The sequence below is a fragment of the Streptosporangium sp. NBC_01469 genome (genome assembly GCF_036227305.1).
In the GTDB taxonomy this organism is placed as follows: domain Bacteria; phylum Actinomycetota; class Actinomycetes; order Streptosporangiales; family Streptosporangiaceae; genus Streptosporangium.
Genome location: NZ_CP109465.1, coordinates 7,069,195 through 7,084,795, shown reverse-complemented (window position 1 = coordinate 7,084,795; position 15,601 = coordinate 7,069,195). Strand labels below are relative to the sequence as shown.

The 15,601-nt window shown below is 67.7% G+C and carries 13 protein-coding genes and 1 pseudogene; 7 read left to right on the top strand and 7 right to left on the bottom strand.

Translation table 11 applies throughout. From position 1 onward, the window contains the following. Window positions 1–167 precede the first annotated feature (167 nt). The 5 genes and pseudogenes from OG587_RS31160 to OG587_RS31145 all read right to left on the bottom strand — a co-directional run bounded on the left by OG587_RS31160 (window position 168) and on the right by OG587_RS31145 (window position 7,388). On the bottom strand, window positions 168–1,697 hold the full coding sequence (locus OG587_RS31160; protein WP_329081431.1) for a recombinase family protein: 1,530 nt from the start codon (window positions 1,695–1,697) through the stop codon (window positions 168–170). 256 nt (window positions 1,698–1,953) lie between these two features. Continuing rightward, entirely contained in the window at window positions 1,954–2,778 is an 825-nt protein-coding gene (locus OG587_RS31155; RefSeq protein ID WP_329081429.1) for an alpha/beta fold hydrolase, read from the bottom strand. Window positions 2,779–2,875: 97 nt separating this feature from the next. Then, window positions 2,876–3,142, bottom strand: coding sequence for a helix-turn-helix domain-containing protein (locus tag OG587_RS47340; RefSeq protein ID WP_443075641.1), 267 nt, complete (start codon window positions 3,140–3,142; stop codon window positions 2,876–2,878). Window positions 3,143–5,168: 2,026 nt separating this feature from the next. Continuing rightward, window positions 5,169–5,612 (bottom strand): annotated as a pseudogene (locus OG587_RS47335) (AAA family ATPase); the annotation flags it as partial. Between the two features lie 360 nt (window positions 5,613–5,972). Further along, window positions 5,973–7,388, bottom strand: coding sequence for a DHA2 family efflux MFS transporter permease subunit (locus OG587_RS31145; protein WP_329081426.1), 1,416 nt, complete (start codon window positions 7,386–7,388; stop codon window positions 5,973–5,975). A 146-nt stretch (window positions 7,389–7,534) separates the two neighbouring features. On the opposite strand from OG587_RS31145, the gene OG587_RS31140 reads away from it, so the two are divergent. Next, window positions 7,535–8,020, top strand: coding sequence for a MarR family winged helix-turn-helix transcriptional regulator (locus tag OG587_RS31140; RefSeq protein ID WP_329081424.1), 486 nt, complete (start codon window positions 7,535–7,537; stop codon window positions 8,018–8,020). A 174-nt stretch (window positions 8,021–8,194) separates the two neighbouring features. Here the strand turns inward: OG587_RS31140 and OG587_RS31135 are convergent, their stop codons facing one another. Beyond that, the gene (locus OG587_RS31135; RefSeq protein WP_329081422.1) at window positions 8,195–9,988 is read right to left on the bottom strand and encodes an RICIN domain-containing protein; all 1,794 of its coding nucleotides are present in this window, start codon (window positions 9,986–9,988) and stop codon (window positions 8,195–8,197) included. A 750-nt stretch (window positions 9,989–10,738) separates the two neighbouring features. On the opposite strand from OG587_RS31135, the gene OG587_RS31130 reads away from it, so the two are divergent. The 6 genes from OG587_RS31130 (at window position 10,739) to OG587_RS31105 (ending at window position 15,056) form a co-directional block, all read left to right on the top strand. Further along, window positions 10,739–12,133 carry an alpha/beta fold hydrolase gene (locus tag OG587_RS31130; protein ID WP_329081421.1) on the top strand — a complete coding sequence of 465 codons (1,395 nt, stop codon included), beginning with the start codon at window positions 10,739–10,741 and terminating at the stop codon, window positions 12,131–12,133. Between the two features lie 113 nt (window positions 12,134–12,246). Then, window positions 12,247–12,993, top strand: coding sequence for a hypothetical protein (locus tag OG587_RS31125; RefSeq protein WP_329081419.1), 747 nt, complete (start codon window positions 12,247–12,249; stop codon window positions 12,991–12,993). A gap of 20 nt (window positions 12,994–13,013) precedes the next feature. Next, complete coding sequence (locus tag OG587_RS31120; protein WP_329081417.1) at window positions 13,014–13,778, top strand: sensor histidine kinase; 765 nt, start codon at window positions 13,014–13,016, stop codon at window positions 13,776–13,778. Beyond that, window positions 13,754–14,110 (top strand): sensor histidine kinase, encoded by a 357-nt coding sequence (locus OG587_RS31115; protein WP_329081415.1) that lies wholly within the window; start codon window positions 13,754–13,756, stop codon window positions 14,108–14,110. The genes OG587_RS31120 and OG587_RS31115 overlap by 25 nt, the downstream gene beginning before the upstream one ends. Continuing rightward, window positions 14,107–14,766, top strand: coding sequence for a response regulator transcription factor (locus tag OG587_RS31110; protein WP_329081413.1), 660 nt, complete (start codon window positions 14,107–14,109; stop codon window positions 14,764–14,766). Before OG587_RS31115 ends, OG587_RS31110 begins: the two co-directional genes overlap by 4 nt. Before the next feature lie 116 nt (window positions 14,767–14,882). Then, entirely contained in the window at window positions 14,883–15,056 is a 174-nt protein-coding gene (locus OG587_RS31105) for a hypothetical protein (RefSeq protein ID WP_329081410.1), read from the top strand. A gap of 18 nt (window positions 15,057–15,074) precedes the next feature. On the opposite strand, the gene OG587_RS31100 is transcribed toward OG587_RS31105, so the two are convergent. After that, a complete protein-coding gene (locus OG587_RS31100) occupies window positions 15,075–15,221 on the bottom strand; it encodes a hypothetical protein (RefSeq protein WP_329081408.1) in 147 nt (48 codons plus the stop codon). Window positions 15,222–15,601 lie beyond the last annotated feature (380 nt).

Here is a 15,601-nt window from a genome sequence, read left to right as displayed (position 1 = left end):
TTTCCGCGACCTTCTAGGCCCGTCCCTGAACGTCCGTAGGCGTCCATGGAAGTCCATAGAAGTCCGTCGATGTTCGCTGTGCTGCCACAATAAGTAAGGGACCTGTATCCCCAAGGTAAGGGGTACAGATCCCTTGACGATCCGAAGACGTCCAGGACGTCTTGCGATCACTCACGCCAGATGGGCACGAGTAGATCGGGGTCGAACGGCGCCCTGCCCCGTCTCACGCTGGGGAGGATGATCACCGCGTGCAGCGCTTCGCGGATGTGTGCGCGCTTCAACGAGAGCGCAAGCCCACCGTCACTTTCCGGCAGGTACCAGCGACGCCGCATTTCGGCAACGTCAATGGCGGCCTTGTTCTGTCGTCGTTCCTTTCCTGTCGTGAACCTTTCTTTCTCAAACCTCAGACGCTTAACTTCCGCTTCCAGCTTCGCGAGGATTCGGAAGTAGCGATCGTTCGACACCCCCTTCTCCATCCACCTGTCCGTCAGTTCGTCTATTTGCTCAACCGTTTCTTTGAGCTCCGACTCGCCCGACCATTCCACCTCTTCTGGTAGAACGAATTGCGCCTCTTCCAGCTTGCTAAGAACGAGTTCCGATATGAAGTAATCGACCAGGTCTCCCCGTCGTGTTACACCAGAGCATCCGCCCTGGGATGGGGGCTTACAGGAGTATCGGTAAACCTTTCCATCGGGATCGGTCTTCACCCGCAAAGGCTTATTGCATGCTTGCCCGTTTTCTTTGAGCCTCCCGCACCGCACGATCCCGGTAAGCAGGTGCGAGGGATCACGGAAGTCGTGAGGCAGATCCCCGACTATGTTGCCCTTCTGATCAACGAGCTTACCCCGACGTGCGTCATCGATCGCGCGCACGGCTAGCCACTTCTCCGGGGAAACAATTCTTTCCCACTGGCCGATTACGGGATCACCGTTCTCATCACGCACCAACTCCCCGTCCAGTTCGCGCCAGCCGCAAATACGGGCATTGGAAAGGACGACTCCCACGCTGTTTGTTTTCCACGGATTGCCTTTGGGTGTGAATATTCCTGCACGGTTCCATGCGGTTGCGATCGATGATCGAGACTGGCCCGCGATCCGCTTGTCCACACCATCCGCAACTAGACTGGCCTCAATGGGGTTGAGAGTCCGTTTGTCGTCTTTCCAGCCGAACGCCCTGTCAGCTCCGACGGGAATTCCCTCTTCGGCGCGACGCCGATGGGACTGCCGAACGCGGCGCTGGATCTTCCGAACTTCCTTCTTCGCCTGTACTGCGGCAGCGAGCCCAGCCGCTTCAACGTCCTCGTTGTACAGGTCGAGGATTCTGTCTACGTCCGCGTAAACGAACCCCTCGTTGTATGTGATCGAATCAACGAAACGTTCGTAATCCCCAGGGCGCCGGACAAGCCGATCTTCTAGCCAGACGACAACGCCCCGAACCGGTGTTCCGTCACTCAGTTCGCCCACCCAGAGCGCTTTTAGCATCGCTTCGAAATCGTCGCGAAAGACGTCAGCCCTAGCTGCTGACTTATCGTTGTCGGTGAACTCGTGAACTACCGTCCACCCATGCTTGGCCGCCGTCCGGCGATTGATCTTGTGTTGGTCCTTGACCCCGTGCTTGTCCCCAGCCTTGTCGGAGGAGATGCGTGCGTAAGAGACGACAGGCACGTAGCCGGGTTCCAGGGCGGCGAGCTTCGGCATGGGCACTCCTTTATTGGGTCATGAGGTTACCTTCTCCCAGCTGCGCGGGGTGACCCAGAAGCCGTGGATCAAGACGATGGTATTGGGTTTCATGGGAGTTGTCCTTCAGCGGGTGACGGCCGTGGCGGCCACGGGGTGGGAGATCATGACGACGTGGGATGAGCGAATCTCGGTGATCTTGCTGCCGGCCCGCTTGGCCATGAAGCGCCGGGCGGCCGGCGGGACGCATGCGGGAGATTCGCCCGGTCCTGGGGGTTCAGGAGTTGAGGAAGTCCAGCAGGTCGGTGCCGAGCTGCTGCTTGTGGGTGTCGGTGATGCCGTGTGGCGCGCCGGGGTAGACCTTGAGTGTCGCGTCCTTGATCCGGTCGGCTGAGGCTTTGCCGCCGACCTCGAACGGCACGACCTGGTCGTCGTCGCCGTGGATGACGAGAGTCGGTACGTCGAAGGCGTCCAGGTCGGCGCGGAAGTCGGTGGCCGAGAAGGCCGCGACGCACTCGTAGGCGTTGCGGTGCCCGGCCTGCAGGCCCTGCAGCCAGAACGCGTCGCGCATGCCCTGCGAGGGGTCGGCGCCGGGGCGGTTGCCGCCGAAGAACGGCCCGTCGGCCAGGTCGCGGTAGAGCTGGGAGCGGTCGGCGATGGACCCGGCGCGGATGGCGTCGAACACCTCGATCGGCACCCCGCCGGGATTGTCGTGGGTCTGGAGCATGAACGGCGGCACGGCGGATACCAGCACGATCTGGGAGACGCGTGCGGTGCCGTGCCGGCCGACGTAGCGGGCGACCTCGCCGCCACCGGTGGAGAATCCGACGAGGGCGGCCTCGCGCAGGTCGAGCGTCTCGATGAGCGTGGCGAGGTCGTCGGCGTAGGTGTCCATCTCGTTGCCGTGCCAGGTCTGGGTGGAGCGTCCGTGGCCGCGGCGGTCGTGGGCGATGACGCGGTAGCCGTTGGCGGCCAGGAAGAGCATCTGGGCCTCCCAGCTGTCGGCGTTCAGCGGCCAGCCGTGGCTGAGCACGACGGGCCGCCCTTCCCCCCAGTCCTTGTAGTAGATCTGCGCTCCGTCAGCGGCGGTGACGAATCCCATCGCAGCGCTCCCTGTGTAGGTGGATCGTCCGACCGCTTGATCCTCGATCAGGGCGGTGACGTTCGAATCACGTGAAGCGCGTAGTCGTGAGCGCGGGTCAGTCCCGCAGTGCCTGGGAGAGCTGCCGCCGGGAGGTCACGTCGAGCTTGCGGAAGATCTTGCGCAGGTGGTAGTCGACGGTGCTGGCGCTGATGAACAGCTGGGCGGCGACCTCGGCGTTGGTCGCGCCGCCTCCGGCGAGCTTGGCGACCGCGAGCTCCTGCGGGGTCAGGCCGGTCGCCGTCTCGACGGCCCTGCGGCGGGCGGTCTCGCCGGTGGCGGCCAGTTCCTGCTCGGCCCGGGCGGCGAATCCGGCGGCCCGCATCTCCTGGAACATCTCCACGGCCGCGCGCAGCTGGTCGCGGGCGTCCCTGCGGCGCCTTCGCCTGCGCAACCACTCGCCGTACAGCAGATGCGCGCGCGAGGTCGGTGCGCGCCCTGGTCGGGGTGAGCAGGCTGAGCGCCCGCAGATAGTACGGCTCGGCGTCGGCGGTGGAGGCCAGCAGCGCCCGCGAGCGCGCCAGCACGCCGAGCGCCCACGGGGTGTCGCTCGCCTCCGCCCGGGACGCCAGTGTGCGCAGAGTCTCGGTCGCCAGCACCCGATCACCGGAGCGGACCGCCGCCTCGACCAGGTCGGGCAGCACCCTGGTGTGCACCCCCACCGCGTCGGCGCCGATCAGGTGGTGGGCGAGTGCGCGGGCCTGGTTGTAGTCGCCCCGGCCGAGGGCGAGGATGACCAGGGCGATACGGGTGATCGCCTCCACCGCGCCGACGCCGAGCGTGATCGCCGCCTGCGCCGATCCGTGTAACGTCGTATCCAGGTCCTCGTCGTCGGCGTGCCAGGCCAGGAGCTCGGGATGCCGGTAGATCTCCCAGGTGTCGGCCGTCGCGCCGATCGCCGATCGGATCTGGTGGCCCTCGACCAGCAGGGTGTCGGCCGCCGCCAGGTTGCCGAGGATGGTCTCGTTCATCGAGGCGATGAACAGCGCGGAGTCCAGGGGCCACAGGGCGCCGCTCTTACGGGCGATGTCGGAGGCGCGGCTGGTGACGGCCGCCCGCTTGTCCGCCTCCCAGGTCATCATGCAGAACGTGACGCTTGTCTGATATGCGCGCAAGACGTGTTCGGCGGAGGTGCCCGGGTCCAGCATCGCGTCGACCGCGCGCCGCAGGTGCGGGACGGCTCGCTCATGGCCGTCGCGGATCAGCGTGGCGTAGCCGTACAGGATGAGGTCGGGCGCGGCCGACACGCCGGTGCGCGCCAGCAGTGCCTCGCAGGCCCGTCCGAGCTCGGCGGGCGTCGTGTCACGCAGGAGGTGTTCGGCGGGTATCGCACGCTCGATGGCGTACAGCAGGGCGTCACGGGCCAGCTCCGGCGCCTGTCCCTCGAAGGCCCGTGCGGCGCTCAGTGCCAGGACCGGCGCCTGTGTGAAGGCCCCGGCGGCGCCCAGTGCGATGAGCGCGCCGGCGCGCACCATCAGCGCCCTGCCCCGGCCGATGCCGTCGACCAGGCCGATGTCGAGACCGTCCAGCAGCGCCTGCGCCTGCACCGGCGCCCCGGCGGCCAAGGCCGCCTCGGCCGCCGCCAGCAGCCGCCCGCCCCGGCGGTGACCGTCCGGGCTCAGCTCGGCCGCCCGCGCGAGGAACGTGGCGCGCGCCGCGTAGCCGCCGCGTCCGCTCGCCCGGTCGGCGGAGCGTTCGAGCTCGGCGGCGACGGACTCGTCAGGCCCGAGCGCCGCGGCGGCCAGGTGCCAGGCCCGCCGGTCGGCGTCGGCGGGTCGGGTGGTGGCCGTCGCCAGCGCGCCGTGCGCACGCCGCCGCTCCACGCTCGTGGCGCCCCCGTAGATCGCGGAGCGGATCAGCGGATGCCGGAAGTCCGCGGTGGCGCGCAGGATCAGCAGCCGTTCGGCCTCCGCCGGACCGGTGGCGTCGGGGCCGATGCCCAGCAGCGCGGCCGCCTGCCTGATGTAGCCGATGTCCCCGCCCGGCTCGGCTGAGGCCAGCAGCAGCCAGGACTGCGTGGGCCGGGGAAACTCGCGCACCTGCCGCAGGTAGTGCTTCTCCAGCAAGCCGCCCACGGGCAGCGGGTCGGGCAGTGCGATGCCACCCACGAGCTGCTCGGCCGACAGCTCCTGCCCGAGATCGATCAGGGCGAGCGGGTTCCCGGCCGTCGCCGCCACGATGCGCGCCGCGACGCGCGCGTCCAGCGGCCCGGCCACCACCGAGTGGAGCAGGTCGAGCGCGTGCCGCTCCCCCAGGCCGGTGACCTCGGTGATCGGGATGCCTTCCAGTCCGGTGATGCCGCTGCGGGCGGCGAACACCAGGCCGACCCCTTCGGCGTGCACCCGGCGTCCGACGAAGGTCAACACGCCCAGCGACTCGCGATCCAGCCACTGGGCGTCGTCCACGCAGCACAGCACCGGTCCTCGCTCGGCGACCTCCGCGAGCAGGGTCAGCGCTGCCAGCCCGACCAGGAACCGATCGGCGGGCGGCCCGTCGGCGAGCCCGCAGGCGACCAGCAGGGCCTGGTGCTGGGTGGCCGGAAGCCCGTTCGGAGCCTTCAGAAAGGGGATGAGCAGCCGGTGCAGCCCGGCGAAGGGGAAATCGGCCTCCGACTCGACCCCGGCCACCCGGACGACGCGCAGGTCCGCGGCCTCGGCGGCGACGTAGTCGAGCAGAGCGCTCTTGCCGACGCCGGCCTCCCCCCGGAGCACCAGCACACCGCTCAAACCCTCGCGCAACGTCGCCACGAGGTGGTCGAGCGCCCCACGCTCCCTGCCCCGCCCCTTCAGGACCATGTGTACGCCTTCCAGGAGAGGTCGGTGCGTGGATCACCCGCAGATCGGAGAACCCGAAGACCACGGTCCGGCTGAGACACGTGACAACGGCCCATTGTCCTGTGGACGATCACGAACGAGCAGGCGATCCCTCGTCCCGGCCCTTCTTCCTCGTGACGGGGCTTGAGCGACGACGGAACGGCCAGTGGCGTTGGCGAGCCGTGGCAGGCGGAGTCACCGCCGTTTGAATGACAGACCCGCGGATGACGATTCCGACGGCATCGGGACACTGACACGCTGAGTCCGTGGGCTTGATGAAGGCGGCCGGACCCGCTGGACGCGGGTCCGGCCGCCTTCATCAAGGTTTCGCGGACTCAGCACCTACGCCGGTGAGGATGCCGGTGTGGATACAGCCCCTTTGCGTGGCAGCAGGAAACTGACGGCGAAGGTGATGGCGAGCAGGAGGAGACTGCCCCAGATGGTGGCGGTGAAGGCGGTTGTGTATCCGCCGGTCGGCTCGCCGCCGTGTGCGGACAGCTGGGCGAAGAAGAAAGTGCCGAAGAGGGCTACTCCCACGGACGCGGCGAGCTGAGCGACGGTGTTGAACAGGCCGGATCCGGAAGCCGCGTGCCTGGCGGGGACCTTCTCCAGAGTCAGTTGGGCCAGCGGCGCCACGGTCAGCCCCATCCCCAGGCCGCCGACGACGACACCGGGCAGAAAGTCGAGCCAGTTCGTGGCGGGGGTGGTGGAGCCTGCGGCCACAGCGAGGAGAACAAAGCCGACAGCCAGCACAACGAGCCCGATCTGCACCGTGGTGCGCCCGAGGCGCGGAAGCAGCACCGCTGCTCCGAGTCCGGCCGCGATAGTGGTGGCGATCGGCCACGGCAGGATCGTCAGGCCGGCGCTCATGGGTGTCATGCCAAGTCCGGGCTGCAGGAGTTGCATGAAGGTGAGGAAGAAGCCCATCACCGGGAGAAAGAAGAGGAATTGGATCAGGAGGCCGCCGCCGACTGAGCGCACTCGAAAGAGCCCAACCTCGATCAGAGGTGACTTCCCTCGGCCAGAGAGGTGTCGCTGATGCCGGACGAAGCCGACCAGAACCGTGACGCCAAGGATTATGCTCACGTATGCCCATAGGGGCCAGGGGCGTTCCTCGCTGCCCTGGATGAGCGGGTAGAGAACCAGGACCAGACCTGCTGATGAGATGAGGACACCGGCGATGTCAAGGCGTGGCCGTGTGGTGCTCCGTCCCTCCGGCAGGACGGCGGCGGCTGTGAGGAATGCCAGGATGCCGACGGGGATGTTGATCCAGAACACGCTTCGCCAGCCCTGGCCGAACCAGTCGGCCTCCAGCAGGGCCGCGCCGAGGATCGGCCCGGTGGCGGCGGCCAGCCCGGACAGGGAGGAGAAGGCCGCCATGGCTCCGCCGCGCTCGTGCGGGGCGTACATGAGCTGGATCTGCGAGAGCACCTGGGGAACCATCACCGCGGCGAGGAGGCCCTGGACGATGCGGGCGCCTACCAGCACCTCGGCGGTGGGGGCGGCGCCGCACAGGGCGGAAGCAGCGGTAAAGCCCGCGATTCCTACGAGGAAGACGCGTTTGTAGCCGTACAGATCGCCGAGCCTGGCCCCGGTGATGATGCCCAGGGCGAACGTGAGCGTGTAGCCGGCGAGCATCCACTGCAGGTGCGCGGGCGAGGCGTCGAGCTCCGCTCTGACGGAGGGCAGAGTGATGTTCACGATGGTGACGTCGAGCAGGTCCATGAAGCTCGCCAGCAGGATGACGGCAAGCGCCACTGTTCGCGCTCTGGTGGTGACAGGTGTGGTGGCTGGGGCTGATGCGTCGGTAGACACCGAGGGCTCTCCAGTTCGCAGAAATGAGGCATCCGATACACTAGCTTCATCACTAAGTATCTGAACGGCGAAGATAAATGGAGCCTCGCATGCCCGTCAAACCGCATGACGACAACATGGACGAACTCGCCGACCGGATCGTTGCGTCCATGACGGACTTCGCCGGAGCTCTGGGGCGTCTGAACGATCTGATCGCCCAGCACCTCGGCATCGCCCAGACCGATCTGCTCTGCCTGCACGCACTCAACCGCGCGGGAGCCTCCACCGCAGGTGCACTCAGTTCCCAGCTCGGGCGCACCACCGGCGCGGTCACGCACATGATCGACCGCCTGGAGAAGGCGGGATACGTCCGGCGTCAACCTGACCCGCGGGACCGCCGCCGCGTACTCGTCGAGGCTTCGACCTCAGGTCTCGAACGGATCGCTTCGTTCTACGAGGGGATCGATGCCCGCAGCCGCCGGTTGATGGCCACCTTCTCCGACGACCAACTGGCGACGATCCACACCTTCCTCCTGAGCGGCTACGAAGACGCCACCGAAGAGTGTGATCACCTGGTCCGGCAGCGAGGACGATGATCCCGCCCTCGCACCGTCCATCTATCGAACGATTCTCAACACCCAGCCTGCGCGAGTTCGCCGCCATCCTCATCCAGTGTCTGATTCGTGGCGGTGCTGACCGGCTGTGCCTCCCGGAGGCGAAGCCGCTGAGGTCATGACCGTAGGGACGGCGTCGGAGAAGGGGGCCGGATACTACAGCGGCTTGAGCGCCCAGATCTGGCTGCTCTGGTCGGCCGCGAGGACCTGCTGGGTCAGGACGGACAGCGAACCGGCGGTCATGTTGAGCACCCGCTGGCTGTGGGCGTTGACGACGAGGTAGGTCCCGTCCGCCACGCGGCGTAGCAGCCATGCCTGCCTGCTGGACGTCGCGGTGGAGCACGCCGACTGGACGATCTGGGTGCCGGCGGTGGCGTTCGCCGTCTTCAGGCCCATGCACATGCCGCTGTTGGCGTTGACCAGCTGCCAGGAGGAGGCGGGTGAGGTGAGCTTGCGCAACTTCCACTGCTGGTTCTTCGTACCGGCGGCCGCCGCGTGCGTGATCGCCGCTCCGGACGTCTTCGAGGCCTTGAGGACCTCCGCGTTCTCACGGGTGCCGATGCCCGTCAGGTAGTGGGTCGCGCCGTTGACCAGACCCGCGTCGGTCATCCGGTTGAATTTCCACCGCTGGTTGGCCGCACCGGTGTAGGGCTGCTGCTGCAGGGGGGCCGGGTAGGCGGCCACGGCCGTCAGGGCCAGCCCGGACTTCCAGTTGATGATGGCGTGGCTGCCGTCCGTCTGCGACAGGTACGTCCATCGCATGGCGTCCGAGCCCTTGCAGCCGTACTGCACCGCCTGGGTCCCGGGGACGGTTCCCTCGTAGGCGCTGTCCACGCACATCCGGCTGTTCATGTTGACGAACTGGAGACCGGTCTTGTAGCCCATCAGCCATTTCTGGCTCGGCTTGTTGGTCCGGGCCCGCTGGCTGAGCCTGGCCATGCTGGCGGCGGAGCCGCCGACCGGCTCCATGGCCCCCCCGGTCGACACGTTCGTGATCACGTAGGTGAGGCCGATCGTGGGGTGCGGGGCGGACGCGGCGGTGTTTCCCTTGATCAGGAAGTCGTTGTTCGCGATGTTCCAGTGAGTGTCGAGATAGCTGCCGGGCTCCGGGGCCATGTTGAAGTAGTCGTCATGGTTGCAGTCGGGGACCAGGTTGCTCTTCCACTCCGGGCACGACCAGGTCGGGGTTCCGCCGTAACACATCGTGCTGTACAGGTCCGAGCAGTGCCCCTTGCCGTCGCTGTTCGGAGCGCTCGTCTGCACCGCGCCCAGCGCGTGGCCCAGCTCGTGGGTGAAGGCGTTGGCTCCGAAGCAGTTGGGGGTCGCGTCAACGCGCCCATAGGTGGTGGCGAAGTTGTTGTAGTTCTCCGGGCCGGGCCGGTCGTCCTTGTAGAGCTGGGCCGTTCCGCAGAGGGCGGTCGACTCGGTGAACATGAAGTACTTGCGATCCGGGAGCTCGTACCCCAGGCCCCGCAGCGCGGCGATGCTGCTCGCCAGGGTGGCCAGCGAGCCCGCGGGCACCACGACCGGCTGGATCACGATCTGGCACCCTCCGGGGACCGTCTTCGTGACGAAGCGGATGTGCCGGCTCTGGCCCTTTTCGGCGGCGGCGTCGTTGAACACGTCGTCGGCGCTGGCGAGCCACGCCTGGAACATGGGCATGAACTGGTTGTAGCGGTCGGGCATGCTCGGCTCGCGGACGTACAGCATCTGGACGCGCTTGCCACTCACCCCGTCGCCCTCACAGGCGATCTGGGCGGGCGCCGCGTCGGCTGCCGCGTCGGCCTGCCTCGCGGTGAGCCGGGGCCCGGCCGCCTCCGGGCCGGTCCGTACCCCGGTCCGCGCGCCGGGGAACATGTCCTCATGGGTGCTGCAGAGCGCCGGATCGGGCAGGCCCTTGATGTCGGGACACGGGGCGATCGCCGCCGCTTCCACGGGGGCGGCAGCCACCCCACCGCCGACGAGCCCCGTGGCGGCTAGCAGCCCTGCCGTGAGAAGAAGTGAAATTCGTCTGACTAACACCGGTTGACCTCCGATTGCACGCATCGCTCCCCTAGCGATGGCGCAGATCAACCTATATGGGGACATAAAAGTGATCAATTAGTGCGGTCCAGCGGTGTGGTGCATGGGAGCCGTCCGATGGCTCTCCGTACCGTGGAGGTAGCCGGCCACCTGCGGAACGGCACACGAAGCGTCGGCCCCCGAGGGAGTGAGGTGCTCCAGAGATTCCGGTTCCGCTGTCCGGAATGATCTCAGCCCCTCAGCCCCCGGGTCCACCGCGCACCGGACCACGGCCACGGCGACAGTCGGCGCCCCCACCCCGGGAAGGGATGAAGGCGCCTCGGATGTACCAGCGGGCACGCCGAACACCCAACATGACCACTATCGGAGGAAATGTGACAGTTGTGTGCAGTGCCGGTGTTGGTGTCTCTCGCCGACAGCGGGTCGCCGACCTCTTCATCTCATCGAGCGCGGTCAGGTCGTTCTCTGACGGGGCGGGCAGGTCCGGCTCGGGCCCGGTGGAGTCCCACACCTGTTCGTAGAGTGTCGTGCAGCCCCGGGCCGCATTGGTCAGCAGACTCTTGATCGTCCCCGGCAGCAGGCCGTGCTGTTCCAGGCCCTCCGCTCGGGTCCACCTCCAGTGAAAGATATGCAGAAAGAGGGACGCGCGGGCAGTACGGGCCCGGCGACCCTTCAAGCATGAACATCGTTGCATCATTCGTCATCGGCGCGGTCACCGCCGTCGCCCCGGTCACGACCACACCGCTGTCGTGGCAGGACTGCGGTGACGGCCTACGATGCGGCCGGATGGAAGTGCCCGCCGATTGGGCTCGTCCTACGGGCGAACGCATCAGCCTCGACCTGGCCCTGCTGCCCGCCCGCGATCAGGCGGCGAAGAAGGGTGCCCTCGTGGTCAACCTCGGTGGCCCCGGTCCGCAGATCGCGATGCTGCGCCAGGGCGGTAAGGACGCCCTCGCTGACCTGACCCGGTGGTTCGACGTGGTGATCTTCGATCCTCGGGGGTTCGGGAAGAGCAGCGGAGTCTCGTGCCCGACCCCCGCTTCCTTCGAGGCCGAATGGGTCTTCCCGAGTAAGTCCGCCTACAACGCCTATGCGGCGAAGAACCACCGGTTCGGGCAGGCATGCCGCAAAGCGGCCGGGCCGCTGGCGGGCAATCTGAACTCCTGGCAGATGGCCCGCGACCTGGACGCCATCAGAACCGCGCTGGGCCAGAACAAGCTGAACTACTACGGCAACTCCCACGGCACTGTCATCGGCCAGGCCTACGCCGAGTTCTTTCCCGGCAACGTGGGCAGGATGTTCCTGGACAGTGTCGTCGACCACACCAACCGCTCCATCGGCGACTGGCTCAAGCCCCGCGCGAACACGCTTGAGCGGAGTTTGCATCGCTTCGCAGAATGGTGCGCGAAGACCTCCACCTGCTCCTTGTACGGGCAAAACGCCGTCGCCGTATGGGACGAGGTCATCAGCAAGGCCCGGCGCCAGCCGATCCCAGCCCCGGCCGGTGGAACCGGCTCCAAGGTCAGCGCTGCCCTGATCGTCGCACGTGCCTCCTTCACCCAGGAGCGGAGCTGGCCGCGTCTGGCAACGGCCCTGGCGCAGGCGCGCGCGGGCGACGCCTCGCTCTTCCTCCAGACGCCCGGGGCCCCCGATCCTGATCTGTCCCGCATCATGTTGTGTGCCGACTTTCCCTATCCCTCCAGCTACCGCGACCTCAAGGCGCTGGAGAAGGACCTGCGGCGTGCCTCTCCGCATGTCGGTTGGCGGGCCGTGTGGCCGATGGCCAATCACTGCGCGGGGCTGCCCTCGGTCAAGGCCTTCGCCCCGCATCCCTTCCGCGCCCCCGGTCTGCCGCCCGTCCTGATCACCAGCGGCGAGTATGACGACAACACCCCACCCCAGGACAGCCGCCGCCTGACTGCCCTGCTGCCCGGCGCCCGCTACCTGCCCGCCGTGGGCGGCCACGCCCTCTACCTGGGCGGTCATCCCTGTGTTCGTAAGCACGCGCACCGCTACCTGACCACAGGGACGATTCCGCCGGCTGGAGCGGCGTGCGGCCCGGCCGCGTCCTGACCCGGTACCGGAGCGGCCGTGGTGTGCGTGACGGACAACAGCAAGATCGACAGCATCGGAGACCCGTTCGGCGGGACAGGATGGTACGGAATGCCAACATGTGGAGCGGTGTGATGAGTCGAAGGCGCAGGATGTGGCGGTGGCTGCCGGCCATGGTCGCGGGGCTGGTCGTGGCCGCGGTGGCCGGTGTCGCGGTGGCCTTCCCATCGGTCGCCGCCACGACCTGTCCCGGCTGTTACGGCATGAAACAGGTCAGGACCGGCCTGTATCTGGAGCCCGGACTGCCGGCGGCACGGGAGCGGCAGGTGGCCGAGGTGGTCGATGCGGCCAACCGCCGGGTGGCCGGCTTCTACGGCGGCCGCCGGAGTTCGCCCGACATCCTGGCCTGCTTGACCGCCACGTGCTATCAGAAGATCGGCGGTGGCGGAGAGCGCGGGATCGCCGTGCTGAACCGCGCGGTCATGCTGTCACCGAACGGCGTTGACCCGGTGATCGCCGCACACGAGATGTCACACGTCGAGCTACACACCCGCTTCGGGTCCGGTGCGGGGCCGATCCCGCAATGGTTCGACGAAGGACTGGCCGTCGTGGTCTCCGGCGACCCGCGGTACCTGAAGCCCGAGACGTCCGGCGACCGATGCCGGGTGTCCACGCAGGAGGCGCTGCCGCAGACGCTCGACGACTGGCTGCGTATGGCGAAAGCCGACCAGGACACGTATGCCAAGGCCGCATGCCGGGCGAGCCAGTGGCTCGAGGCGAACGGCGGTTCCAAGGCCGTCCTCGAACTGATTGAGCACATGAACGGCGGTGGTGAGCTGCCCGCCTCCCTGGCAGCCGCGTCGCGTGGAACTCCTTCGTGACCGTACGGAAGTCGCCTGTCTTGAAGGGAATCCTCCAGGACGCTCTGCTCGTGGCCGCGGCCGCCGCCGTGCTCACCGGACTCACTCTGCTGGAGGGGCAGCCCCCGCTACCGCCGGGGCTGCCCGCCCTGATCGGCCTCAGCATCGCCGTCGCCCTGCCTGTGCTGATGCGGAGAAAGCTGCCGCTGACGGCCGCCGCGTGCTCGGCCGGACTGGTGCTGTTCGGCTTACCCTTTCCCAGCTGGCCTGGGCGGCTGTTGGCGATGGCCATGTTCGGCGTGGCCGCGTACCGGAGTCGGCGCCTGCCGTGGCCGGTGCTGCTCGTCTCCGTACTGTGGGCGATCGGCTACGGATTGCTGCTCCCCAAGATGCTCGGGCTCTCGGTGATCACCGACTTGATCATCATGGGGACCGCTCCCGTGGCCATCGGCTACACACTGCGCCTGCATGGCGACCGGGCCCAGGAAGCGATACGACTCCATCAGGCGGAAGCCCGGCGCGACATCGCGGAGAAACGCGCCAGGCTGGCTCAAGACGTGCACGACAGCGTCGGCCACTACCTCACGGCGATCCACATGCAGGCGACGGCCACCCGCCGGGCGCTGCGTGATCTCACGCCGACCGGCGATCGCGCGCTCGGCACGATCGCCGACCTGTCCTCCTCCGCCCTGAGCGAGGTACGCACGCTGCTGAAAACCCTGGCTGAGGAGTTCCCGGACCGGGGGCCGGGGTGGAGGACGTCGAACACCTGGTCCGACGGTTGCCCGCCCCCCACCTGCGGATAGCCTTCCGGCGCTCGGGCAGGTCACTGCCCCTGGCGCCGGCACTCAGCCACACCGCCTATCGGGTGGCTCAGGAGGCGCTGACCAACGCCGTCAGGCATTCCGGCGCCACCGAGGTCGATCTGCACATACGACAAGATCGCAAACGGATGGTGATCTCGATCGCCGACAACGGTCCAATCCAGCCGTCGGCGAGACGCCCCGCGGAGGGACAGGGCATCCGGGGCATGCGGGAACGCGTGCTCGCCTGCGGCGGCACGCTGGCGGCGGGCCCTCGCGAGCCGCACGGCTGGCTGACCGAAGCCGTACTGCCGATCACGGAGGAGCCAGGATGACGATCCGTGTGGTGATCGCTGACGACCAGGCCGCGGTACGGGAGGCGTTGTGCCTGACGCTTGACGGCGAGCCGGACATCAAGGTCGTCGGCCAAGCGGTCAACGGCGCCGAAGCGGTACACCAGACGCTGTGGCGACGACCCGACGTGGTGGTGATGGACCTGCGGATGCCGTACATGGATGGGATCACCGCCATCCGACAGGTCATGGAAACCGAAGCACCGCCGAAGGTGCTGGCGCTGACCACCTTCGACCTCGACGAGTATCTGTTCGGTGCACTACAGGCGGGGGCTGCGGGGTTTCTGCTCAAGGACAGTGATCCCGAGCTGCTGCTCGACGCCGTACGGGCGCTCCATCGTGGCCACGGGCTGGTCGACCCCCATGTCGCCAAGAGGCTGATCCACCGCTTCGCGGAACTAGCACCGAAACCGGTCACCAGCGCGCTCGACCGCCTCACTCCACGCGAACACGAGGTCCTCTGGCAGATCACTCAGGGCTTGAGCAACACTGAGATCGCCGCCGCCCTGACCATTGAGGAGGGCACCGTCAAGACCCACGTCGCCCGTATCCTCAGCAAACTCGGGCTCCGTACCCGCGTGCATGCTGTCATTTACGCATACGAACACGGGCTGGCACCTCGCGGGAAAAAAGCATGAACTGGTCGGTTCCCGGCCAGAAGTGAAGACAGGATCCCTGGTCGCGCGAAAAGAGACTCATCGCCCCCGCCCGCCGGTCCAAGGTCAAATCGATCGTCTACGTCGCCGGCGGCACCGTGGCACGGGTCCGCGCCGTCGACGGCGACCTCACCCGATGGCAGCACGACGACCGCGGCTACGCCGACGTCCCCGTCAGCCCACCCCTGACCGACCTGCTCCCCCTGAGCATCCGGATCGGTGCCCCACGACCGCACGTGCGCGGCAAGCTCCGCGAGTACCTCATCCTGTGAACCCCGCGGCCCGGCAGATCAGTCGGCCAACGCCGTCAGAAGCCGGTCTCGCTGCTGTTCGGCCAGCCCGCCGACCCTGCGCTTCTCATCCACCCCGGACGTGGCCATCAACGCCGCGACCTTCGCCGGCCCGTACCCAGGGACCGCGCGAAGGACCTGAACCACGCGCGTTTTTTCACGATGTCCTCGCCGCTACGACCGAACACCTCGGCCACGCTCGTCTTGCCGAACTTCACCTCGGCGAGAAGCTCGGTGTGGATCGCGGCAGGCCGGTCCCGGAGCACTACCTGAGGGGTCAGGTGATCGGCGACTGGCGACCGGGTGTCGGGTTGGGGCGGACCGGGGCGCCCTGCCGTGATTGCTCACGGTGGGTTTCCCCGGCCCGCCCCAACCCGACACCCCCGGTCCCGGCCATGGCACGCTCAAACGACGAGAGCGACTCGACCGCCCGGAGGACACGCGGCCTCCTGCCGGCGCATCAGGTCGAGGGCTCCTGACCCGGCTTCGGTGGCTTCGTTTGTGGTGGGGGCATGCCCTACCGAAGA

Bases quoted from the DNA above. Each gene is read 5' to 3' on its own strand.
- OG587_RS31160 (WP_329081431.1), bottom strand. From the start codon at position 1,697: ATGCCGAAGCTCGCCGCCCTGGAACCCGGCTACGTGCCTGTCGTCTCT.
- OG587_RS31155 (WP_329081429.1), bottom strand. From the start codon at position 2,778: ATGGGATTCGTCACCGCCGCTGACGGAGCGCAGATCTACTACAAGGAC.
- OG587_RS47340 (WP_443075641.1), bottom strand. From the start codon at position 3,142: ATGCGGGCCGCCGGATTCGCCGCCCGGGCCGAGCAGGAACTGGCCGCC.
- OG587_RS31140 (WP_329081424.1), top strand. From the start codon at position 7,535: ATGCCCGTCAAACCGCATGACGACAACATGGACGAACTCGCCGACCGG.
- OG587_RS31130 (WP_329081421.1), top strand. From the start codon at position 10,739: ATGAACATCGTTGCATCATTCGTCATCGGCGCGGTCACCGCCGTCGCC.
- OG587_RS31125 (WP_329081419.1), top strand. From the start codon at position 12,247: ATGAGTCGAAGGCGCAGGATGTGGCGGTGGCTGCCGGCCATGGTCGCG.
- OG587_RS31110 (WP_329081413.1), top strand. From the start codon at position 14,107: ATGACGATCCGTGTGGTGATCGCTGACGACCAGGCCGCGGTACGGGAG.